Below are 20,830 nucleotides of genomic sequence, written 5' to 3' on the forward strand. Positions count from 1 at the left end.
CCTAAAGCTGATAGCAACGGAAAGCCCGGATTCCGATTTTTCATCGGGAGAGGACTTGTCGTGGATAGCAGGAGCAAACTTTAATCATTCTCACAGGCTTTGCTTGCCAAAAAAGCAACTTTTTCCATTATTCATTATACTTTCTGTATAGTAATTTCTTTAATTTAAACAGCGGTTTGTGGAAATACAAACCAAAGGATCAGAACTAATCCATAGCATCATTACCCACTTCTTTTTCTGTTGCGGCGTTACCGGGTGGCCTGTCGCTGATTAAACGTTGTGTAGGGTAAGCAAAATCCGATTTATTCCTAACTACAATCTCCATAATCTCCAGGTTAATTTCCTGCCTGATTTTCAGGAATTCAACAGAATCAAGTACGGTTACGAAATAATTGATCTCCACATTCAGGCTTGAATCGCCAAAGCTTTTAAAAGAGGCATTTCCATCATCGCTGGTACCTTCATGGTTGTTGATATAATCCTGGATTTCAGAAATAATTTTTCTTAAGGAATCAGAACTGGTTTCGTAGGTAAGTCCGATTACAAATGATACCTTACGCGAATTTCGCAAGGAGAGATTTTCCAAAACCCCATCAATCATACCTCTATTGGGTAGGGTAGCCATGGTTCTCTCAGAAGTCCTGATCCTTGTACTCCTAAAACCAACCTTTTCTACAGTACCTTCTACACCATCAACCTTTACCAGATCGCCGACCACAAAAGGCTTATCTAAAAATATGGTAAAAGAACCGATCAAGTTCTCCAGGCTCTCTTTCGCGGCCAAAGCAATGGCAATACCACCAATCCCCAATCCGGTGATCAGAGTTAAAACGTTAACCTCGAAAACAAAACCCAGCAGCGTGAAAAAACCGATAAAGATTACAGTTGTTTTAAGTAATTCTTTTAAAAAAGGTACTAATTGATCGTCAGCCTTATTTTCGGTAAGCGATGCTTTAAATAACAACACGTGGGTAATAAAATCAATTATCCTTAAAATAATCCAAAAAAACGATAGGATGATGCCAAACAAAAATACCCTGTCGATACAATCGCCAATAGATACCGGTATAGGCTCTTTAACCTTTCCAATTAACTTGCTGTAATGGAATACAGTTACCTCTAAAGGGTGTTTCAACTGGTTGATTGAAAGATAAAGTGTGGTTAACAGAATGAAAACCTCTATTGGCTTTACCAGCAGTGCCACAAAAGCTTCATCATGTGATTGGTTTGAAAAGTTCCTGAAAAGCTTGAAAAGCAGCTTGCTTAACAGCTTAGAGACGATATTTTTGAAAACTAAGCCGAAAAGAAGTATTCCTCCGAAAAGGAGATAATCCTTTATGGTATTGCCCCAAAAAACCTGATTGAAAAAAGCAGAGTCTAACATTTAACAAAGGTATAAACAAAAAAACCTCCACGAAATTAATCGTGAAGGCTATATCTTATAATAAAGAATATTATTTTCTCAAAGATTTGATACGAGCAGCTTTACCGGTTAAAGCACGTAAATAGAACAATTTCGCTCTACGAACTTTACCATAGCTATTCACTTCAACTTTCTCGATGTTAGGAGAACTAAAAGGGAAAATACGTTCAACACCAACGCCATTGCTCATTTTACGAACAGTAAAAGTTTCGTTAGCACCTGCACTGTTACGTTGTATTACAACACCTTGGTAAATTTGAACACGTTCTTTATTACCTTCGCGAATTTTATAGTGTACGCTCACTGTATCGCCAGACTTGAACGCAGGAAAATCTTTTTTCGCGATGGCCTGCTCTTCAACAAATTTTACTAAATCCATGATTTTAAGCTATTAAATCGATATTTCATCCCGTGAAAATCGGATTGCAATATTAGGGATTATTTTCGATAAAAAAAAACCTATTTTAATTTTTTCCACATTCTTAATGAATTCCACATTTGATTGTGTTAATTGCTTCTATTCCAAAAGATCAGGACGACGGGCTCTGGTCCGTTCTAAAGCCTGTTCATGCCTCCATTCGTTCACTTTTGCCTCATGGCCGCTCAATAAAACATCAGGCACTTTATGTCCACGCCAATCTGCCGGACGGGTATAAACCGGCGCATCCAGCAGCTCGCCCTGAAAACTATCAGACAGGGCAGAAGTTTCATCATTTAAAACCCCGGGGATTAAACGTACCACAGCATCCACCACAATTGCTGCCGGCAGCTCTCCGCCGCTTAAAACATAATCACCAACAGATATCTCTCTTGTTACGAAAATATCCCGTATACGCTGATCTATGCCCTTATAGTGGCCACACAAAATAATGATATTCTTTTTTATAGATAGCTCATTGGCCATGCTCTGGTTTAACGTAACACCATCCGGACTCATGAATATTACCTCATCATATTCCCTTTCTGCCCGAAGTTTTTCGATACAGGCTGCAAAAGGTTCGATGCTCATTACCATACCACTACCACCGCCGTATTGGTAATCATCTACACTTTTTTGCTTGTTGGTGGCATAATCTCTCAGGTTATGCACAACTATTTCGGCAATGCCCTTTTTTTGTGCACGGTGCAATATAGAATGGGCAAAAGGGCTTTCTAATAAAGCAGGTAAAACAGTAATAATATCGAAACGCATGGAGCAAAGGTAAGGCTTTTGACGGTCAAATGTAAATAAGCCAAACCGGGATCAACACCTGTGTATATTGGCAAAATAACTGACTAATATTTAGCGTTATAGCACTCCTGACCAAGACAGATGTCTAGCCTTTTTTTATCTTGTCCACTTTCCGCCATAGTTCCTGCCACTGGTAAGTTTCTTTTCCGTCAACTTGTTTTGCACCACCCATTATGCCAAGGTACCTGTTACCGTCAGGCCCATCAAAAAACTTAAATTTCAAACTGGAAACAGTATTGTTTAATGGCGCACTGATAGAATAACTAACACTTTCTTTTATAAAATTCTCATTTTCTACCTCAATTTTAGCGGTTTGCCACACCACCGCTCCTTGTTCAGTTACTTTCAACTGGAGACAGTTACCCATGGTATCAAATACCTTAAGGGTTGATAAAAATGGCAGCTGTGGAGCATTAGCTTGGCCAGATGGCTTTACAAACTCCCATGCCCCAACAAAATCTGATAAAGTTGATTTCTCCTGGGCGCTAACGCAAGTTGAGTTTAAGAAAAAAAGAACGGAAACAAGAACGAATTTAAAGGCTTTTCTCATATTAATTTTAGGTTTATTGTCGCGCTAAAATGATTTCACTTTGACCATACTTTCTTCCCACTTAAGTGTATCCGGCCCAGATTTACTATACACAACACCAGAAAGCTTAACGCTCTTCATATCTTTCCCAAAAACATAATGATTGATGTATTGGCGATCCTTAAGCGCATACTTTCGGTTAGGTAGTTCGTAGGTAATATCAAGTAAATAGGTGTCATCCCCAATCACTTTATAATGACCGCTGTGGGTAATTACTTGGCTATCACCTTCCTTATAGCTGTTGTAAAAATGGCCATCTTCGGTATAAGTGATAAAAGAACCTGTCTCTTTAACATTCTGCCAAATCCCAACAAAAGGCTTGTTGGCTTTTAAAGATAGTTTTTGTGTGGTGCAGGCTTGAAATGAAGCAACCAATAAAAGCAGCGCAATAGCTTTAGATAGTTTATTAAACATAAAGAATTAATTAGATATAGCTAATATAAAGATTTAGATCTATATCTAATTAATTGTTTTATTGCACGCTCTATTTTTCCAGGTAAACATCCAGCAAACCTTCTGGCAAACTAAGTGTGAGGATCTTTTCATCTTCATCATATTCAACAATAAAATCTTCATTTAGCGGAAACAGCACTTCGGTTCCTTTATACATCACCGTAGCAACAAATTGCTGTGGGTATTCGTTTACCTCCAGAATTTCGCCTAATTCACCTAAAGATTCATCTATCGCTAAATAACCTTTAAAATCGGTATAGAAAAATTCACCTTCTTCGCGTTCGGGCATCTGCGACAGCGGCAGGTACAATTTCTTTTTTAACAGTGACTGCACTTTATCGATATGATCAGCATCATCAAAGTTGAAGTAGCCTGTTTTATTGGCTTGCAGCTTTGCCGATGCTACAAAATAGGGTACTAGTTTGCCATTCATATCTGCAAATACCACATCAAAATCAAGTTCTTCGTATTCATCAAATTCAAAAAATACCTGAACTTCTCCCTTTAGACCCCTAGTTTTGGTTACATAACCGATATAAAATGCTTCTTCGTGTTTCATGATAATTTGCATTTTGATTCTGATGCACGAGGGATCTTTTAATAATCAGAAAGACCCTTCGTACCTCAGGATGACATTTTTGTTTAAAAAAATAGCGTTCCGGTAAACGGAACGCTATTTTATCAGGCAAAATAATTAAAAACTATTCTGCACCTTCTTCTTTAGGAGCTTCTTCAGTTGCTTCAGCCTCAACAGCTGGAGCTTCTTCTTCAACAACTTCTTCTGCAACTGGTGCATTTTTAGCTGCGATAGCTGCTGCTCTATCTTCTTTCTTTTTAGCTTCTGCTGCTAATGCTGCTTTACGCGCATCTGCTTTAGAATTAGCTAAACCCTCTGTTTTACCAGAAATTTTACCTGCTTTAGCATCTAACCAAGCTGCAAATTTTTCATCTGCCTGTTCTTGGGTCAAAGCGCCTTTTTTAACACCACCTTCTAAGTGTTTTTTGTATAAAACACCTTTGTAAGAAAGGATAGCACGAGCAGTATCAGTAGGTTGTGCACCACTGTTAACCCAAGCTAAAGTTTTTTCGAAGTTAATTTCGATGGTAGCTGGATTGGTATTTGGGTTGTAAGAACCTAAACGCTCAATAAATTTACCATCACGTGGAGAGCGGGAATCTGCTACCACAACGTGGAAAAAAGGTTTCCCTTTTTTACCAAATCTTTGCAATCTGATTTTAGTTGCCATTTTCTTTTGTATTTATGTATTCAACATAGTTCCCGGAGCTTCATACTGCGGGGCTGCAAAGATAACTAAAATACTGGAAATTAAAAACATAGTTTAATTTCTTTGTTTTCAGGATATTTACGCCTAAATATTTGCAGATACAAATGGAAAGAATTGCGATTGATATGGACGAGGTGATTGCCGATGCCGTTGGAAAATTTATTAAACTTTATAACCGGGACTTTAACGTTCCTTTAGACTTAAAAATTGACGCTGGAAATGAAATCTATCATCATGTTCCACAAGATGTGAATCAGAAATGGTTCGAATATATCAATGAACCTGGTTTTTTCCGGGATCTTGACGTTATAGCCGATAGCCAAAGGGTTATTAAGGCTTTACAACAGAAATACGATGTTTACATCGTTTCGGCAGCAATGGAGTTCCGGAATTCATTGGTTGATAAATACGACTGGCTGGCCGAACATTTCCCATTTATCGATTGGCAACATATCATGTTCTGCGGAAATAAAATTGTGAATGTTGATATTATCATAGACGACCGCATTAAAAACTTTATAAATTTTAGCGGCAGGCCATTATTGTTTACCTCTCCCCACAATTTGCTGGTTAAAGAGTATGAACGCGTAAATAACTGGGAAGAAATAGCAGGTTTGTTATTATAATCCTTGACGAAGTCTGTTATTGTAAACATCATTGGAGAAACCTAATACAAAATAACTTACAGAATCGCCATTACAGTGAGCAAAAATAACAATCGAAGTCATAAGATTCTCTGATTCTGATCTTCACATTTTCTGGAAAATGTAACATTTTTTAAAAAATTTGCTCTAATGATAAAAAAATTAAACTATGCTAGTAACCACAACGCCTACAGTTGAGGGCAGAAAAATTATAAAATATATTGGTTTGGTAACCGGAGAAACCATTATAGGTGCAAATATTTTTAAAGATTTATTTGCAGGAATAACAGATATAGTAGGAGGGAGATCGAGTTCGTACGAACGCGTTTTAAGAGAGGGAAAAGATACCGCTGTTAATGAAATGCAGCAATATGCAGCGGCACTTGGAGCAAATGCCATTGTTGGGGTTGATTTAGACTACGAAACCGTTGGTAGCGGTGGAAGCATGCTCATGGTAAGCGCCAATGGTACTGCGGTAATTTTAGCAGACTAAAAAAATTTGCTTATTGCGAAAACTAAGCAAAAAACAAGAAAGTCTTTCCGGTGCGGGAAAGACTTTTCTTTTAAACGTTTTTCACTTAAAACGAAAGTATGTCAATTAATTTCAGCCATTTAGAACTTACTTTCTCTGCATTAATATGCTTTATTGCGTGATCAAAAGGGGTAAAAACGATTTCCCGGTTAATCTGTCCCACCATTACACCACTCTCACCCTGAATTAAACCCTCAACTGCAACTACGCCTAAGCGGCTGGCCAATACGCGGTCCATACACGTTGGCTTACCCCCTCGTTGAATATGCCCCAAAACCGAAACTTTGGTATCGTAATGCGGATATTTTTCCTGCAAAATTTCGCCAACCTTAAAGGCACCACCGGTATCATCACCTTCAGCAACGATAATAATCTTTGAAGATTTATCTTTACGGCTGTGCTCCAGCTTGTGCAAAATATCATCCGCATTCATATTTGCTTCAGGGATCATGATGGCCTCAGCGCCAACACCGATACCACTTCTTAAAGCGATTAATCCAGAGTCCCGGCCCATTACCTCTACAATAAAAAGCCTGTCATGTGATTCTGCCGTATCTCGGATCCTATCTACCGCATCAACAACGGTATTAATAGCCGAGTCATATCCAATAGTGAAATCAGTACCCACCAAATCATTATCAATGGTACCAGGTAAGCCCACAATCGGAAAATCGAATTCTTTGGAAAAAACATTGGCCCCCGTAAAAGTTCCATCTCCACCGATTACCACTAAGGCATCAATTCCATTGGCTTTCAGGTTTTCGTAAGCTTTTTGCCTGCCTTCTACTGTCCTAAAAGCTTCACTACGGGCTGTTTTTAAAATAGTTCCACCTCGCTGAATAATATTGGCCACCGACTTACGGTCCATCGGAATAAAATCATTGTTGATCAACCCTTCATATCCACGGAGAAATCCGGTTACTTCAATATCATAATAAATAGAGCCTCTAACTACCGCTCTGATTGCGGCGTTCATGCCTGGCGAATCTCCGCCAGAGGTTAAAACGCCAATATTCTTAATCTTATTCATTTGTTTATTTCTTGGCAAATCCAGATAATCCATTATCCAGGTATTGCAAATATTTATCTATATCAAATTCTACCCCAATAGGAGGCGAAACTAATTCTTTTTCATCAGTGCCCAAAAGCACATAATATGGTTGCGAAATGGTATTAAATCTCTCTGCCTGCAAATGTTTGAATTTTTTACCAACGGTATTCACTCTTGTGCCTAAAATTTTGGACTCAAATTGTTCTGCCTCCGGCAAACTGGTTTTGTCGTCCGTGTAAAGCGATACTACAATGTAATCTTCTTTCAATTTTTTTAGCACTCTGGGATCAGACCAAACACGCGCTTCCATTTCGCGGCAATTTACACAACCATGTCCTGTGAAATCAAGAAATAATGGTTTTTTTACTTCCCTGGCATAGGCCAAAGCTTCTTCATAATCAAAAAAACCATCAATATTGTGCGGAATATGAAGAAAATCAGCATATTTACGTTTAGCATGATTGGTTGTTGCCGTTTGGTTTGATCCCCCGCCGGCATCTTGTCCAATTACAAAATCCTGCGTAGAAAGCGGAGGTACCAGTGCACTTACAGCTTTCAAGGGCGCTCCCCACAAACCCGGAATGAGGTAAATAGCAAATACAAAAGTTGCCGTTGCAATGAATAGTCTTGGCACAGAAACATAAGGGAGGTCACTATCATGAGAGAACTTAATTTTCCCCAATAAATAAACGCCCAAAATTAAAGCCAGTACAATCCATATAGCTAAAAATATCTCACGGTCCAATATTCCCCAATGATAAGCCAGATCTGCTGTTGAAAGGAATTTCAGTGATAAACCCAATTCTAAAAACCCTAAAAAAACTTTAATGGAGTTTAGCCAACCACCTGATTTTGGCAGCCCAGTCATTAAACTCGGGAAAATAGCGAACATGGTAAAGATCAATGCCAATGACAGCGAAAAGCCGAACATCACGATAACAGGCGTTAATAAATCGGTATTGATGGCAACTAAGGAAGTTCCGATTAATGGTCCTGTACAAGAGAAGGAAACAACCGCTAAGGTTGCCGCCATAAAAAAGATTCCACTTAAACCTTTAGCATCAGATTTTGCATCAAGTTTGTTCACAAATGAACTTGGCAGGGTAATTTCGAAAGCACCTAAAAACGATACGCCAAAAATAATTAATATCAGAAAGATAAAAATATTAAAAAATCCATCTGTAGAAATTTCATTCAGTGCACTGGCGCCCCAGATTAAGGTAATGATTACACCTAAACCCACGTAAATGACAATAATCGATAAACCATAAATAATGGCACTCCTGATGCCTTTTGCCCTGCTTTCAGCCCTCTTGGTAAAAAAACCAACAGTAAGCGGTACCATCGGAAAAATACATGGAAGAAAAAACGCAGCGACACCCGCCAAAAGCCCCAAACCAAAGGTTACCCAAAGCGATTGTTTAGGAGCATCTTTTCCCGCTACAGGAGCTTTTACTTCTTTAACCGTATCCTTTTTAAGTGTATCATTTTCTGTTTTTACCTGCTTATTGGCGGCACTATCCTGTGCAGAGCCTACCTCGGTAAAAACAATATCATCTGGAGGAGTTGTTGCTGCGGTATCCTGTGTTACCGTTGCGTAGGTCTTAACGGCAGGCCATGCAATAAACGTTGCCGCCACTAAGAACAATAATAAAACCTTTTTCATTTGTGTGTATTTTGAAACCGTGAAATTAAGAATAATTTTAGAAACGATTTTTTTTAAACCACAACACCTTGTAGATTTTACTTTAAAAAGAAACAGTCCCAAAATTTGGGACTGCCTGTAAATATTTTGATGTCAATTATTTAACCGGAATACTAAACTCCACTTCTTCTGGCGGAAGGCATTGTTTATCGTTACAAACCATAAACTCTACCACACCTTTAACTACAGTTGTTGCTTTGTTCAGCTTAATTTTTTGTTGAAAAATTACTGATTTTTCAAAGTAACTTACATTCATTTTAAATGTGCTTTCGTATTTAACAATTGCTTTTGGCTCAATTGTTTTGCCTACAAGACTAAAATCTTTTGATGGGGAAAAAGTAAAAGTGGTTTTTACAGGTCCTCCGTCTTTTACATTTTGAGAATAAATATGCCATCTATCATCAATCGTAGCCTTTAAATAAATTATAGCTTCAGTTTTACTTACTTTCTTTGCAGAGTATGCCCAAGTTACCGGTTTTTCGATCTGAGCAAATGCACCAACAACGGTAAAAAGTACCATCGAAAGCACCAGGGTGATTTTTTTCATTTGTGTTTTATTTTGTGTGTATAAATTCAATTTCTTTAAAGTTAAAAATTTTTAAGCCATTTTTTGTATCAACTTTTAACCTGCCGTTATCTTCAACTCCTTCAATCGTTCCTTCAAAAATCCCGCCGTTGTGCTTATATAACGAAGCAACTCCGTAATTATATAGTTTCATAAGGTAATCATTTTGTAAAATACTGAATTTCGCTGCCCTCAAAATTAGGTAGTACTTTTCGATAAATATGAATATTTTATCCATAATATCCATTAAGGGAACCTCTTTTTGTAAAATTTGAATCACCGAAGTAGCACGTCCACTGATGCTCTCTGCAAATTCTGATTGATTCACGTTTAAGCCAATGCCAATCACTGATGATTTAAAAGTACTGCCTGTCAGTGTATTTTCAATCAATATCCCTCCTAATTTCTTATCCAGATAGTAGATATCATTAGGCCATTTCACCATTATTCCTTGCGGTATAAAACAGCATAAAGCATCACTAACGGCCAAACTAACGGCTATATTTAAGTAAAACTGCTTTTCAAGCGGCAAAAAAGAAGGCTTTAAATATATACTTGTACTGATATTTTTTCCTTCCTGTGTTTGCCAAACGCTATCCTGCTGTCCTCTTCCGGCAAACTGGTGGTCTGCCATAATTACAGTGCCTTCTACTAATGGCTCGGATTTTGACACCAAATTTTTTAAAAAGTTATTAGTAGAATCAACTTCTTTTAATTTGATTAAATTTTGACCAACAAATAGTGTTGAAAAAGTGTTATTTTGCAAGTGTTGAATTTATAATATTGTAATTCCAAAATTAAAGCATTTTAATGGTAAAAAAGAAAATAGTAGCCCTTTCTACATATCTTTCTGAACTGGCCGTTCACGGCATACAAGAGAAAAAAGGAGAAGATATTGTGCGGTTAGATCTTAGAAATATTCATACTTCAGTGGCTGATTACTTTATTATAGCGAGTGCCAACTCTGCTACCCAGGTTAAAGCTATTGCCGATAGTGTAGAAAAAGAAATATATAAAGCCACTCAAGCCGACCCAAGGCATAAGGAAGGTTTCGAATCAGCAGACTGGATCATTCTTGATTATTTCGATGTGGTTGTGCACATCTTTAAAACTGAAAAGCGCCACTTTTATGGCATAGAAGAACTTTGGGGGGATGCAGAAAGCACAAATTTTCAAAGCGCATAACCTAATAGAACCATTTTGAAAAAGACAAATGAACGACAATCAAAATAATAACGAAAAACAGGGAAGAAGAATCCCAAACATTCCTAAAAAACCACAAAAAGGTTCAAAATTTAATATTTTTTGGGTATATGCGGCCATTATTATAGCCATTATTGCCGCACAGTTTTTATTTACCACCGATGGAGGTAAAGAGGTAACCTACCAGAAGTTTGAACAACAAATGTTGCTAAAAGGCGACGTGCAAAAAGTTGTTGCTTATAAATCTGATGATTTAGTGCGTGTAGAGGTATATATCAAGAAAGACAGCCTGAAAAAGCCAACATACGATCCATATAAAAGCAGCAGCACTTTTAACGTAAATAATGCGTCAGGTCCCGTTGTGTTTTTCAATGCCGGAACGATGGATGGACTGGATAAACAACTTGCCGATTCGCAAAAAGACCTTCCAGCCAACCAACCAAGGATATTGGCAGAAAAAACCAGCCGCAGCAATCCGTTGGCAAGCTGGTTTTTAAGCATCATTTTACCTGTACTGCTTTTAATCGGTTTCTGGATTTTTATGATGCGCAGAATGGGTGGCGGTGCTGGTGGTGGTGGCCAGATTTTCAGTATCGGAAAATCTAAAGCAACACTGTTTGATAAAGAAAGCCAGGTAAACATCACTTTTAATGATGTTGCAGGTTTGGAAGAAGCTAAAACCGAGGTAATGGAAATTGTAGATTTCCTTAAAAACCCAAAAAAATATACCGATTTGGGTGGAAAAATACCTAAAGGTGCCTTATTGGTAGGTTCGCCAGGTACAGGTAAAACTTTATTGGCTAAAGCTGTTGCCGGCGAGGCCCAGGTTCCTTTCTTTTCTCTGTCAGGGTCTGATTTTGTAGAGATGTTTGTTGGAGTTGGTGCATCCCGTGTTCGCGACTTGTTTAAACAGGCAAAAGACAAATCGCCTTGTATCATCTTCATTGATGAGATTGATGCTATTGGTCGCGCACGTGGTAAAAACGGTGTTATGGGTGGAAATGACGAACGTGAAAACACCTTAAACCAGCTTTTGGTTGAGATGGATGGTTTTGGTACCAATACACATGTGATCATTTTAGCAGCAACAAACCGTGCTGATGTTTTAGATAAAGCCTTATTAAGGGCAGGTAGGTTCGACAGACAGATTTACGTTGATTTACCGGATGTTATAGAGCGTAAACAGATTTTTGAGGTACACATTGCGCCGCTTAAAAAATCGGAAGAGCTTGATACCGAGTTTTTAGCTAAACAAACGCCGGGATTCTCAGGTGCAGATATTGCAAATGTTTGCAACGAAGCGGCGCTAATTGCAGCACGTAAAAACAAATCGTCAGTTGATAAGCAAGATTTCTTAGATGCTGTAGACAGAATTGTAGGTGGTTTAGAAAAGAAAAATAAAATCATCACCCCGAGCGAAAAACGTGCAATTGCGATTCACGAGGCTGGCCACGCCACCGTAAGCTGGTTACTGGAACATGCTGCGCCTCTAGTTAAGGTTACAATTGTTCCGCGCGGACAAAGCTTAGGTGCAGCCTGGTACCTTCCAGAAGAGCGCTTAATTGTTCGCCCTCATCAAATGCTCGACGAAATGTGTGCAACAATGGGTGGTAGGGCTGCCGAAAAAGTAATGTTTGATACCATTTCTACCGGTGCACTTAGCGATCTGGAGAAAGTAAACAAACAAGCGAGGGCAATGGTTACCATTTACGGACTGAACGATAAATTAGGAAACATTACTTATTATGATTCATCTGGCCAGAACGAGTATAATTTCTCAAAACCATATTCGGAAGACACCGCTTTAACTATCGATAAAGAAATTTCAGCATTAATCGAAGGCCAATACCAGCGGGCAATTCAATTATTGGAAGAAAATAAAGATAAATTGATCCAGTTAGCTGATATCCTGATCGAAAAAGAAGTTTTATTTAAAGATGATTTAGAAGTGATTTTCGGTAAAAGATTATTCGAAAATCAAGGAGAAAGCGGAAATCCCGGACACATTAAGCCAGTTGAAGCTTAAATAAATAATTTCTATTATTACATTTGCTACCTTGGTTTAACCATCAGGGTAGCTTTTTTTTTATAATGAAGGATAATACGACTGCGAAAGAACAAATACTGAAAAAGATAAGGAAAGCACTATTAGAGAAGCGCGAAAATCCCTATCCTAATTTAGAAGAAAGTCCATTGTATAAAACAAATACAGATGAGCTTGAGATATTATTTGCCGAACAGCTTACGGCAATATCCGGTAACTTTATCTTCTGCGAAGACGGGATCGACTTTTTTGAAAATATGCTGCATCTGGCTGATAAGTTTAAATGGCGAAAAATATACTGCTGGGAACCCGAATTACAGCAGTTTTTAAGCAAATACGAATTTCCGTTTTACCAAACCGATAAGGATTTTGAGCAGGCTGAAGTAGGTATTACCCTTTGCGAAGCCTTAATTGCCCGTAATGGAAGCGTAATGGTAACTAACCAGGGCGCTGCAGGACGAAGGCTCAGCATCTTTCCGCACCATCATATAGTGATTGCTAAGACCAGTCAGTTGGTTTTAGATCTTAAAGATGCCTTTCTGTTATTGAAAAACAAATATGGCAGCCAAATTCCATCCATGATCAGTAATATTACAGGTCCAAGCAGAACAGCAGATATCGAAAAAACGTTGGTTTTAGGCGCACATGGTCCTAAGGAGCTTTTTGTATTTCTGATTGATGATTTTAGTTAATTACCACTCGTAATAAGCCTGGAGGCTTACCCATGTATGCCAACGGGTAAACTCGCCTACAGTATTAAATTCAGGCGACCGTCCAACAGCCATTGCGGATAATCTTATTGCTTTTTGTCCACAGGTTGGTATTTTCGTGCCAAAACCTAAATTCCAATCAAGAGTGGCCTTATTTAGTTGTTTAAAACTTATAGTATAAGGACTATCTCTAAACTGCCCCATTAGTAAGGCGTTGTAAAGCCAACCATTACCTTTAATACCTGCCAGGAGATATACCTCTTTCAAATTTTTATTTTCACTTGTAAAGCTTGTTATGTTAGCCATTGGCAGAGTATTTATAGCCCAGTTTTTCTTATCAAGCAAACCTAACCTTGCATTAAAACCTAAACCTGTACTTACATAATAGCCTAGACGTACTTCAGCATTGGTACTCAATTGAAAAAAACCACGGTCATCACGGTTACCTTTTCCGATAAGTAACCAATCCTTCTTGCCGGTAATCAATAGCGTAAGTTCTCCTCCTTTCGAGATCTGGCCTTCCCACCCGTAAGGAATATCAGCAGTATTTCCGAACCAGTGATCGCTGTGAATCGTTGTTTGTACTGCTTTGGAAACATTTAATCCAATGGCACCAACATTAATGCCTAAAGTCATTGACTCATTACCGCCATCATCCTGCAAACCCAACCCCGTACCAATAATATTTAGGCTGGCAAATGGCCGATCATTCTTACGTTTAAATTCATGTACAGGATCATGCAAATTACCTAAATACTCCGGCGTAAACGTGGTGTTTGCCAACATTATGGTTGCATCGTAGACATCATATTCTTTAAGCATTTTGCCAAACAGTGTTTTCGCTATAAATCTATGCGGAGCGAAAACCCATGATCCGCCGAGTCTTTTATCCTGATAAATTAGGCCCAGTCCCATAGTGTAGTTTCTATCCGTAGCATAAGATGGCTTTACGAATTTTAGGAAGTAATCTTGATCAACAACGATCCCGGCACGATGCAATGGTTTTTCAGATTCTTGCGAAAAAGATGCTTTAGCTACTAAAAGCATTAAAAATATTGACAATAAAGTATTTTTCATAAGAGCAGTTGTTAATTAATCGTAATACCGATTGCTTTAATTATTGCGTTTGATCGTTAGAGACTGATGTTTTACTTTCTCCAAACAAGCTAAATCCAATGGCAAAACCAAGCCATGGCTTGCCCTGATAAGCCCAATCAGCACCTCTAGATTTGTCAATAAAATCAAGTCCCGTAAATACCCCAATCTGAAACTTATCATACTGATACATGTAACCTGCAGACAGAGAGATTGCAGATGCGGAATTATCCTTGTCTAACTTTACAGCACCAGCAGATATTCCACCCAACAAATTACTAGCAGAATATACTGTATTAACATGTTGCCATTTGATACCTGCCGATATACCAAAATTAATTTTTTCTTCGAAAGTAAATGGTGCTTTTTTATTGCCAAAGCGTGCCTTTATCGGTAGCGTTAAAAAGCCCCATGTAAAACCTCGCTTGTGTGGGTAAATAAATTCACATTTATTATTAAAATCTTTTAAAGAGATAAAAAATTGGGTATTGTTAGCCCAAAGATCTACATAAGCAAGATCCTTAAACTTGCTTAAAATATCAGTATTACTAGTATTTTCTATACCTAATTGGGCTTTACTCATTTTATAATATTCGTCTGATTGTGCATTCAGGTTATCTCCTACCTTTTTTCCATCTAAAGATTTATAAAAATTTAGTTTGGCAGTATCAGCTTTAAAATCCCAGATCGAAATAATATATCCATTATCAGCAATGTCGTATATATAAAATTTTATATCATCGTTAAGCATAAAAGATAAATCTTTTACCTCCTTTTTGATTGGGTCATATACCTTCACCAATACACTTGCTTTTGTTACATAAGATTGTCCGATAAGATTGGTTCCCTGAGCATTGGTTTGACTGTATACCTTGACAAATGATAAAGCTAATAGTGAAAGAAACATTAAATTTTTCATAATTGAGTTAATTTAGATTGTGAATAAAATTTATTTAGCGTAAAATTAACCTGTTGATTATGTGATTTATATACCCTCTACTCGGTATATTTAATATCTGCTTTATATACTATATTTATACAATATTGAATGTATCGGCTAATTCTCTCATCAATGGATAAAGTTTTCTTCTTATTCCTATTTTTTCTAATTGCACTTCGTATTTGCTTTGCCCAGCAGGGTAACCCCATTTTAATCGATACGGCTAAAAAATTCAATATCAGCAAACACGGGTATTTCTTTGAGGACAAAAAATTAAACCTGAGCATCGATTCGATTGTAAAATATAAGGAGGCAGGCAAACTCATCCCGTTAACACCGGGAAAAGTCTTTAGTAAAGGTTATACCCAATCTTATTACTGGATCGCTTTTGATATCGAAAACACCTTAAATCAATCTGTGCACCTGATGTTTAAGGAACAGAGTTCCAGCATTAACCAGCTCCAGTTGTTTAAAGCAGATCAGCAGGGAAAGGTTTATCCGCTAGGCTTAACCGGCGATCATTTTCCTTTTAAACAACGTCCTTACCGCAACAGAAGCTTTATCTACCCAATGGTGCTTTCGCCTCACGAAAAATCTACGTTTTATTTATGGGCAGATAAACGCGGACAGAATATGTACATGCCGATGTCTATCGGACGCGACGTTGATATTATACAGGCAGAAATTCCGCAGCACACTTTATTTGGATTTTATACTGGCATTTTTGTTTTTGCAGTGATCTTTAACCTTTTGCTTTTTGCTTCGCTCAGGGATAATATCCATTTATACTATGCGATTTATATTTTTTGCACACTAATTTTTATCCTAGAAGAAGAAGGGCTGGCTTTCCAATGGTTTTATCCAAATTTGCCCGGTTTACAGGATTATATGCGGTTAATGATGGCATCATTAAGCTGTGGCCTTTTAATTCAGGTGATGCAGCTGTTTGTGAATCAAAACAGCACAAACAGTAAGTTATACCGTTTTACAAACTATTATAAAAGATTCTGCTGGGCCATGTTCATCATTCCGGTATTTATGTTCTTTAAATCATTTATTCTTTTAGAAAAAACGGTATTTTACATCAACAATTTACTTGCGCTACTTACAGTAATTATTATAATTATCTGTGTAATAGAAAGAATCAGAGCAGGCTACAAGTTGGGTTGGTATTATTTTATTGCAACCGTGATGTTGTTGTTTGGCGTGTTTAACTATGTTTTTAATACCTTAGGGCTGACCAACTTTAATTTATTAAAGCCAAATGGCTTAGTAGTAGGGTTAACGGCAGAAATCATTTTTCTTTCATTTGCACTAACACAACGCTATAACTTCCTTAAAAAAGAAAAAGAAATCTTACTCGAAGAAAAAAGCAGGCACCAGGTTGATCTGGCAGATGGTATTTTCAATGCTCAAGAAGATGAAAGAACGCGGTTGGCCCGCGATTTACATGACGACCTGGGCGGAACACTGTCCATCATCAAGTTAAATATTACTGCTTTTCAACACAAGGTTTTAAAACTTGCCGAAAATGAACGCATATTTTACGATCAAACCATTGACATGATCGAAAAGGCCTGCGCAGACTTAAGAGAAATATCGCATAACCTGATGCCAAAAAACTTTGAACAATTTGGCCTGATTGAAACCTTAAATGAACATTTTAAAACTTTGAACCATTCTGGTAAAATTGCGTTTGAATTTGTTTTTCAGGTAGAAAACCCTATTGATAGGGGCATTGAGATTACCATATACCGTATAGTTAATGAACTGGTTAATAACATCGTCAGGCATTCTTTTGCCTCAAAGGCAACCATACAGATTTTATCATTTACCGACCGCATTAGTATTATGGCAGAAGATAACGGCATTGGCTTCAATCCCGATGTTGATAAAAAGGGCTTAGGCATCCAAAATATTCTATCAAGGGTAAATTATCTTAACGGAAAAATCCAGATCGATAGTAATCAAAACGGCACAACTACAGCAATTGATATTCCGCTAAAATAATGGACATAATACAACAACGCCCCATAACAATTATGATTGCAGATGATCATAAACTTTTTGCGCAAGGCCTATCTGCAATCCTTTCCGGACAATCAAATTTTAAGGTAATCGGAATGGCCGCAAATGGAAAAGAAATTTTGCACCTGCTCAATCACCAGCTGCCAGATGTTTTAATCCTCGACTTAAACATGCCCGTTCTGGATGGTGAAATTGCTGCCGAAAAAGTAACTCAGCTGTTTCCTTCTGTGAAAATAATGGCATTGTCCATGTATTATACAAGCAAACTATCAGCTAAGCTTGAGAATATAGGTGTAAAAGCATTTGTACAAAAGGATACCAATGCAGAAACGCTGTTTGAAATAATAACGGGTATACATCAGGGCAAAAAATACTTTCAAAAAGCGAAACCTGATGCCCTTACTTCATCCGTATTTAACGATGGTGATCATTTTCAAAAAAGCCACAACTTAACAGCCCGTGAAATGGAAATACTAAAACTGATAAGCGAAGATTATTCCTCACAACAGATTGCCGAAAAACTATTTATAGCGTTGAACACGGTTGACACCCACCGCAAGAATATGGCACAGAAGCTAAATGTAACCGGAAAAGCAGGGTTATTAAAGTTTGCGCTTGAGAATAAGCTACGCTAAATTTTTATTTATTTTCAATTACCGAAGATAAATGGTATTTTTATACTACATACCGTTTTAGTATGTGGTATTATAATTATGAGCAAAGCAATAAATACGGTAATAACCGGTACTGGGAGTTATATTCCACAAAATATTATTTCAGGTAATGAATTCTTGAACTCCACATTTTTTGAGAATGGAAATGTACTTGAAAAAGAAAATTCTGAAATTATTCATAAATTTTCAGAAATCACAGAAATTGTGGAGCGTCGTTACGCTTGTCCTGATCAGTTAAGTCATCACATCGGCGCAAAAGCAGCAGAAAATGCCATTGAAAATGCAGGTATTGATAAAGAATCCTTAGATTATATTATATTCTGCCATAATTTTGGAGACATCCCTTTGGGCAGTAACCGCACTGACGTTCTGCCATCTTTAGCCTCAAAGGTAAAACAACGACTTGGTATTCAAAATCCAGACTGCGTTGCTTACGATATCATTTTTGGTTGTCCAGGATGGATTCAGGGTGCAATACAGGCTGATTATTATATTAAAAGCGGAGATGCCAAACGGGTTATGGTTATTGGTGCAGAAACGCTGAGCCGTATTATTGATCCGCATGACCGTGACAGTATGATCTTTTCGGATGGCGCCGGAGCCGTGATATTTGAAGCAGAAGAAGTAGCCAAAAAAAGAGGAATATTGGCCCACAAGACAGAAACGCATGCACTTCATCATAGTAATTTGCTCACCATGGGTAAAGGATCTAATCCTGATGAGACCAGCGGAAACTTCTACCTGAAAATGAACGGACGCAAGCTATACGAATTTGCGGTAATCCAGGTTCCCCAGGTAATCAAAAAAGCTATCGACAAAGCAGGTTTAAGTGTTGATGATATCAATATTGTATTTGTGCACCAGGCCAATGGCAAAATGGACGCTGCGATCATGAAACGTTTGTTCAAACTTTATGGAAAAGATACCGTACCAGAAAACTTAGTTCCGATGACGATTTCGTGGTTAGGAAACAGTTCTGTTGCCACAGTACCAACTTTATTAGACCTGGTATTAAAAGGACAAGTTAAAGACTATAATGTTAAGCCTGGTGATATAGCCGTATTTGCTTCAGTAGGGGCGGGCATGCACATTAATGCTTTTATATACCGCTTCTAATTGCCTAACCGCTTTAACCCAGCCCTCGCCTGGTTTTCAATACTGCTTTCAAACTCATGGTTTTTCATGGCAATCGCAGTATTGAAAGCCTCTTTTGCTTTCGCTATATTTTTCCTTCTCTCATAAATCTTACCCATTTGTACAGCAGCGTTGGCCGCAAAATAATATTTCAGGTTTCTCCCTTCATCAATCGTTTCCTGATAGGCGGTTAAGGCCAGATCATCTTTCCCTAAATCATCGTAAATTCTACCTAAACGGTAATGGAGTTCTGTTCTATCTCTATCGCTGGTGTAATCTGTTGCCTTCTTGCTATCAATTACCTGTAAGGCCCTGTTTAAATAACCGCCATCAAACAACAGTCTGGCTTTTAACAGATCAATGTTCGGTACTGCTGCCGAAGCCTCTGCTTTAGCCTGCTTATCCTTTTCCATATAAGTGTAGCCATTTTTAATGGCCTTGGAGGCAAATGCCGCATATGTTCCTTTATCTCCTTTCATAAGCGCAATCCATCCCAGATGAAGATAAGCATCTTTAACAAAGTTTACACCCTTTGTAGTCTGCAAAAACCGGTTAAAATAGGTGCCCGCAGTAAGATCAAGTTTATTTAAATGTGCAATTCCTTCCAAATAATCCAGACAAGGAAAAGGCTGATAAACACCTCCCTCTGGTCGTCTTGCTAAAATAGAAATTGCTTCTTCACTATGCCCGTTTTTAATGCAAACATAACTCTGCAGATAACTTTTTAACAAACTGGTATCGGCAATCCGTTCGGTGTACCTCATGGTTTTGGCATATGCCTGCGGGCTATGCGCCACATCGGTTAAAACGTAGGCATAATAAAACACCACTTCTTCATAAAAAGGTTCGTAAGATGATTTTGGCAGGTTATCAGCCAATTTTTCGAACATATTCAATCCACTCTGCAGGTTTCCCTTAATGCCGAATGTTGAAAGTGCTGTTTTTAAAGCCCCATCTGGAAGATTGCCTAATACTGCGTTAATCAATCCCAAACCTTTTAAGTTCAGGTGAAAATTTGGAAACTTCTTATTATTATCCTGTAACAGATTGTTTGCTCTTTTAACTTCCATGGCGGCATTAAAATATTCACCAAAACGGCCTCGGATGAGCGCCCATTGCAAATTGATTTCTGCCTGCGCATAAAGGTAGTAAGGCGAATTTTTATCATCATCGCTTATTTGATCCAAACGTTTAGATTTATTTCCTTTCAAACGGTCAAAATCAGCCTTGCTTTCTGAAGTAAGTACGGTAAAATAATCAACATAATTTTCCAGAAGTGGAATAATGGAATTATTGGGATGCTGCTTTTTTTCGGTAGAAATATAAGCCCTCGCATTGCCCAACTTCAATTCGAATATGCTTTTATAAGCATTTAAGCAGTTGCTATTAAAATCGAAATTTGCAAGTGAAAACAAAGGGGAGAGGAGCAGGAGAGACGTTACGGAAAAACGGAAATTTTTATTCATCAGGGATTCTATTTCGGTTTGGTTCTATGCTGCAGCAATCGCTCACATTCAAACAAA

The 20,830-nt window shown here is 37.9% G+C and carries 22 protein-coding genes; 8 read left to right on the forward strand and 14 right to left on the reverse strand.

Annotation, left to right across the window (positions count from 1 at the left end; all coding sequences use genetic code 11):
• Positions 1-205 precede the first annotated feature (205 nt).
• From ACIQXP_RS20040 to ACIQXP_RS20070, 7 genes are all read right to left on the reverse strand, one after another.
• On the reverse strand, positions 206-1,384 hold the full coding sequence (locus ACIQXP_RS20040; protein ID WP_387507208.1) for a mechanosensitive ion channel family protein: 1,179 nt from the start codon (positions 1,382-1,384) through the stop codon (positions 206-208).
• 70 nt (positions 1,385-1,454) lie between these two features.
• Positions 1,455-1,802, reverse strand: coding sequence for a 50S ribosomal protein L19 (gene rplS / locus ACIQXP_RS20045; RefSeq protein WP_057930964.1), 348 nt, complete (start codon positions 1,800-1,802; stop codon positions 1,455-1,457).
• A gap of 138 nt (positions 1,803-1,940) precedes the next feature.
• Positions 1,941-2,615: a tRNA (guanosine(37)-N1)-methyltransferase TrmD gene (gene trmD, locus ACIQXP_RS20050; protein WP_387507213.1), complete on the reverse strand. Its 675-nt coding sequence runs from the start codon at positions 2,613-2,615 to the stop codon at positions 1,941-1,943.
• Between the two features lie 124 nt (positions 2,616-2,739).
• Positions 2,740-3,204, reverse strand: coding sequence for a hypothetical protein (locus ACIQXP_RS20055; RefSeq protein WP_387507215.1), 465 nt, complete (start codon positions 3,202-3,204; stop codon positions 2,740-2,742).
• Positions 3,205-3,228: 24 nt separating this feature from the next.
• The gene (locus ACIQXP_RS20060) at positions 3,229-3,657 is read right to left on the reverse strand and encodes a hypothetical protein (RefSeq protein WP_387507218.1); all 429 of its coding nucleotides are present in this window, start codon (positions 3,655-3,657) and stop codon (positions 3,229-3,231) included.
• A 70-nt stretch (positions 3,658-3,727) separates the two neighbouring features.
• The gene (gene rimM / locus ACIQXP_RS20065) at positions 3,728-4,255 is read right to left on the reverse strand and encodes a ribosome maturation factor RimM (RefSeq protein WP_293745004.1); all 528 of its coding nucleotides are present in this window, start codon (positions 4,253-4,255) and stop codon (positions 3,728-3,730) included.
• Between the two features lie 142 nt (positions 4,256-4,397).
• On the reverse strand, positions 4,398-4,943 hold the full coding sequence (locus ACIQXP_RS20070; RefSeq protein ID WP_090981327.1) for a 30S ribosomal protein S16: 546 nt from the start codon (positions 4,941-4,943) through the stop codon (positions 4,398-4,400).
• Positions 4,944-5,086: 143 nt separating this feature from the next.
• On the opposite strand from ACIQXP_RS20070, the gene ACIQXP_RS20075 reads away from it, so the two are divergent.
• Together ACIQXP_RS20075 and ACIQXP_RS20080 are read left to right on the forward strand one after the other, a co-directional pair.
• Positions 5,087-5,608, forward strand: a complete 522-nt coding sequence (locus tag ACIQXP_RS20075; RefSeq protein WP_387507220.1) for a 5' nucleotidase, NT5C type — start codon at positions 5,087-5,089, stop codon at positions 5,606-5,608.
• Between the two features lie 187 nt (positions 5,609-5,795).
• A complete protein-coding gene (locus ACIQXP_RS20080) occupies positions 5,796-6,119 on the forward strand; it encodes a heavy metal-binding domain-containing protein (protein ID WP_090497467.1) in 324 nt (107 codons plus the stop codon).
• A gap of 85 nt (positions 6,120-6,204) precedes the next feature.
• Here the strand turns inward: ACIQXP_RS20080 and pfkA are convergent, their stop codons facing one another.
• From pfkA to ACIQXP_RS20100, 4 genes are all read right to left on the reverse strand, one after another.
• Positions 6,205-7,188: a 6-phosphofructokinase gene (pfkA, locus tag ACIQXP_RS20085; protein ID WP_090981448.1), complete on the reverse strand. Its 984-nt coding sequence runs from the start codon at positions 7,186-7,188 to the stop codon at positions 6,205-6,207.
• A 4-nt stretch (positions 7,189-7,192) separates the two neighbouring features.
• Positions 7,193-8,875 (reverse strand): protein-disulfide reductase DsbD family protein, encoded by a 1,683-nt coding sequence (locus tag ACIQXP_RS20090; protein ID WP_293745002.1) that lies wholly within the window; start codon positions 8,873-8,875, stop codon positions 7,193-7,195.
• A 136-nt stretch (positions 8,876-9,011) separates the two neighbouring features.
• Positions 9,012-9,461 (reverse strand): protein-disulfide reductase DsbD domain-containing protein, encoded by a 450-nt coding sequence (locus ACIQXP_RS20095; protein ID WP_387507224.1) that lies wholly within the window; start codon positions 9,459-9,461, stop codon positions 9,012-9,014.
• A gap of 7 nt (positions 9,462-9,468) precedes the next feature.
• Positions 9,469-10,245, reverse strand: coding sequence for a biotin--[acetyl-CoA-carboxylase] ligase (locus ACIQXP_RS20100; protein ID WP_387507226.1), 777 nt, complete (start codon positions 10,243-10,245; stop codon positions 9,469-9,471).
• 44 nt (positions 10,246-10,289) lie between these two features.
• Between ACIQXP_RS20100 and rsfS the strand changes: the two genes are divergently transcribed.
• From rsfS to ACIQXP_RS20115, 3 genes are all read left to right on the forward strand, one after another.
• Positions 10,290-10,664 (forward strand): ribosome silencing factor, encoded by a 375-nt coding sequence (rsfS, locus tag ACIQXP_RS20105; RefSeq protein ID WP_090981333.1) that lies wholly within the window; start codon positions 10,290-10,292, stop codon positions 10,662-10,664.
• Between the two features lie 28 nt (positions 10,665-10,692).
• Positions 10,693-12,708, forward strand: a complete 2,016-nt coding sequence (gene ftsH, locus ACIQXP_RS20110) for an ATP-dependent zinc metalloprotease FtsH (RefSeq protein ID WP_293744999.1) — start codon at positions 10,693-10,695, stop codon at positions 12,706-12,708.
• A gap of 65 nt (positions 12,709-12,773) precedes the next feature.
• Entirely contained in the window at positions 12,774-13,418 is a 645-nt protein-coding gene (locus tag ACIQXP_RS20115; RefSeq protein ID WP_090981337.1) for a LutC/YkgG family protein, read from the forward strand.
• Here ACIQXP_RS20115 and ACIQXP_RS20120 read toward each other — a convergent pair whose 3' ends face one another.
• Together ACIQXP_RS20120 and ACIQXP_RS20125 are read right to left on the reverse strand one after the other, a co-directional pair.
• Complete coding sequence (locus tag ACIQXP_RS20120; RefSeq protein WP_387507231.1) at positions 13,419-14,513, reverse strand: hypothetical protein; 1,095 nt, start codon at positions 14,511-14,513, stop codon at positions 13,419-13,421.
• Positions 14,514-14,553: 40 nt separating this feature from the next.
• Positions 14,554-15,450, reverse strand: a complete 897-nt coding sequence (locus ACIQXP_RS20125) for a hypothetical protein (protein ID WP_387507233.1) — start codon at positions 15,448-15,450, stop codon at positions 14,554-14,556.
• Between the two features lie 153 nt (positions 15,451-15,603).
• Between ACIQXP_RS20125 and ACIQXP_RS20130 the strand changes: the two genes are divergently transcribed.
• From ACIQXP_RS20130 to ACIQXP_RS20140, 3 genes are all read left to right on the forward strand, one after another.
• The gene (locus ACIQXP_RS20130) at positions 15,604-17,481 is read left to right on the forward strand and encodes a sensor histidine kinase (protein ID WP_387507235.1); all 1,878 of its coding nucleotides are present in this window, start codon (positions 15,604-15,606) and stop codon (positions 17,479-17,481) included.
• A complete protein-coding gene (locus ACIQXP_RS20135; protein ID WP_387507238.1) occupies positions 17,481-18,134 on the forward strand; it encodes a response regulator transcription factor in 654 nt (217 codons plus the stop codon). Before ACIQXP_RS20130 ends, ACIQXP_RS20135 begins: the two co-directional genes overlap by 1 nt.
• A gap of 78 nt (positions 18,135-18,212) precedes the next feature.
• Positions 18,213-19,289: a 3-oxoacyl-ACP synthase III family protein gene (locus ACIQXP_RS20140; protein ID WP_387507241.1), complete on the forward strand. Its 1,077-nt coding sequence runs from the start codon at positions 18,213-18,215 to the stop codon at positions 19,287-19,289.
• On the opposite strand, the gene ACIQXP_RS20145 is transcribed toward ACIQXP_RS20140, so the two are convergent.
• The gene (locus ACIQXP_RS20145) at positions 19,286-20,773 is read right to left on the reverse strand and encodes a tetratricopeptide repeat protein (RefSeq protein WP_387507243.1); all 1,488 of its coding nucleotides are present in this window, start codon (positions 20,771-20,773) and stop codon (positions 19,286-19,288) included. The two genes, ACIQXP_RS20140 and ACIQXP_RS20145, sit on opposite strands and share 4 nt — an antisense overlap.
• Between the last annotated feature and the right edge of the window lie 57 nt (positions 20,774-20,830).

It is taken from the genome of Pedobacter suwonensis (genome assembly GCF_044762335.1).
Classification (GTDB): Bacteria; Bacteroidota; Bacteroidia; order Sphingobacteriales; family Sphingobacteriaceae; genus Pedobacter.

Bases quoted from the DNA above. Each gene is read 5' to 3' on its own strand.
- rplS (WP_057930964.1), bottom strand. From the start codon at position 1,802: ATGGATTTAGTAAAATTTGTTGAAGAGCAGGCCATCGCGAAAAAAGAT.
- ACIQXP_RS20095 (WP_387507224.1), bottom strand. From the start codon at position 9,461: ATGAAAAAAATCACCCTGGTGCTTTCGATGGTACTTTTTACCGTTGTT.
- ACIQXP_RS20055 (WP_387507215.1), bottom strand. From the start codon at position 3,204: ATGAGAAAAGCCTTTAAATTCGTTCTTGTTTCCGTTCTTTTTTTCTTA.
- rimM (WP_293745004.1), bottom strand. From the start codon at position 4,255: ATGAAACACGAAGAAGCATTTTATATCGGTTATGTAACCAAAACTAGG.
- ACIQXP_RS20125 (WP_387507233.1), bottom strand. From the start codon at position 15,450: ATGAAAAATTTAATGTTTCTTTCACTATTAGCTTTATCATTTGTCAAG.
- ACIQXP_RS20075 (WP_387507220.1), top strand. From the start codon at position 5,087: ATGGAAAGAATTGCGATTGATATGGACGAGGTGATTGCCGATGCCGTT.
- pfkA (WP_090981448.1), bottom strand. From the start codon at position 7,188: ATGAATAAGATTAAGAATATTGGCGTTTTAACCTCTGGCGGAGATTCG.
- ACIQXP_RS20145 (WP_387507243.1), bottom strand. From the start codon at position 20,773: ATGAATAAAAATTTCCGTTTTTCCGTAACGTCTCTCCTGCTCCTCTCC.
- ACIQXP_RS20090 (WP_293745002.1), bottom strand. From the start codon at position 8,875: ATGAAAAAGGTTTTATTATTGTTCTTAGTGGCGGCAACGTTTATTGCA.
- ACIQXP_RS20115 (WP_090981337.1), top strand. From the start codon at position 12,774: ATGAAGGATAATACGACTGCGAAAGAACAAATACTGAAAAAGATAAGG.
- trmD (WP_387507213.1), bottom strand. From the start codon at position 2,615: ATGCGTTTCGATATTATTACTGTTTTACCTGCTTTATTAGAAAGCCCT.
- rsfS (WP_090981333.1), top strand. From the start codon at position 10,290: ATGGTAAAAAAGAAAATAGTAGCCCTTTCTACATATCTTTCTGAACTG.
- ACIQXP_RS20080 (WP_090497467.1), top strand. From the start codon at position 5,796: ATGCTAGTAACCACAACGCCTACAGTTGAGGGCAGAAAAATTATAAAA.
- ACIQXP_RS20140 (WP_387507241.1), top strand. From the start codon at position 18,213: ATGAGCAAAGCAATAAATACGGTAATAACCGGTACTGGGAGTTATATT.
- ACIQXP_RS20060 (WP_387507218.1), bottom strand. From the start codon at position 3,657: ATGTTTAATAAACTATCTAAAGCTATTGCGCTGCTTTTATTGGTTGCT.
- ACIQXP_RS20040 (WP_387507208.1), bottom strand. From the start codon at position 1,384: ATGTTAGACTCTGCTTTTTTCAATCAGGTTTTTTGGGGCAATACCATA.
- ftsH (WP_293744999.1), top strand. From the start codon at position 10,693: ATGAACGACAATCAAAATAATAACGAAAAACAGGGAAGAAGAATCCCA.
- ACIQXP_RS20120 (WP_387507231.1), bottom strand. From the start codon at position 14,513: ATGAAAAATACTTTATTGTCAATATTTTTAATGCTTTTAGTAGCTAAA.
- ACIQXP_RS20130 (WP_387507235.1), top strand. From the start codon at position 15,604: ATGGATAAAGTTTTCTTCTTATTCCTATTTTTTCTAATTGCACTTCGT.
- ACIQXP_RS20135 (WP_387507238.1), top strand. From the start codon at position 17,481: ATGGACATAATACAACAACGCCCCATAACAATTATGATTGCAGATGAT.
- ACIQXP_RS20070 (WP_090981327.1), bottom strand. From the start codon at position 4,943: ATGGCAACTAAAATCAGATTGCAAAGATTTGGTAAAAAAGGGAAACCT.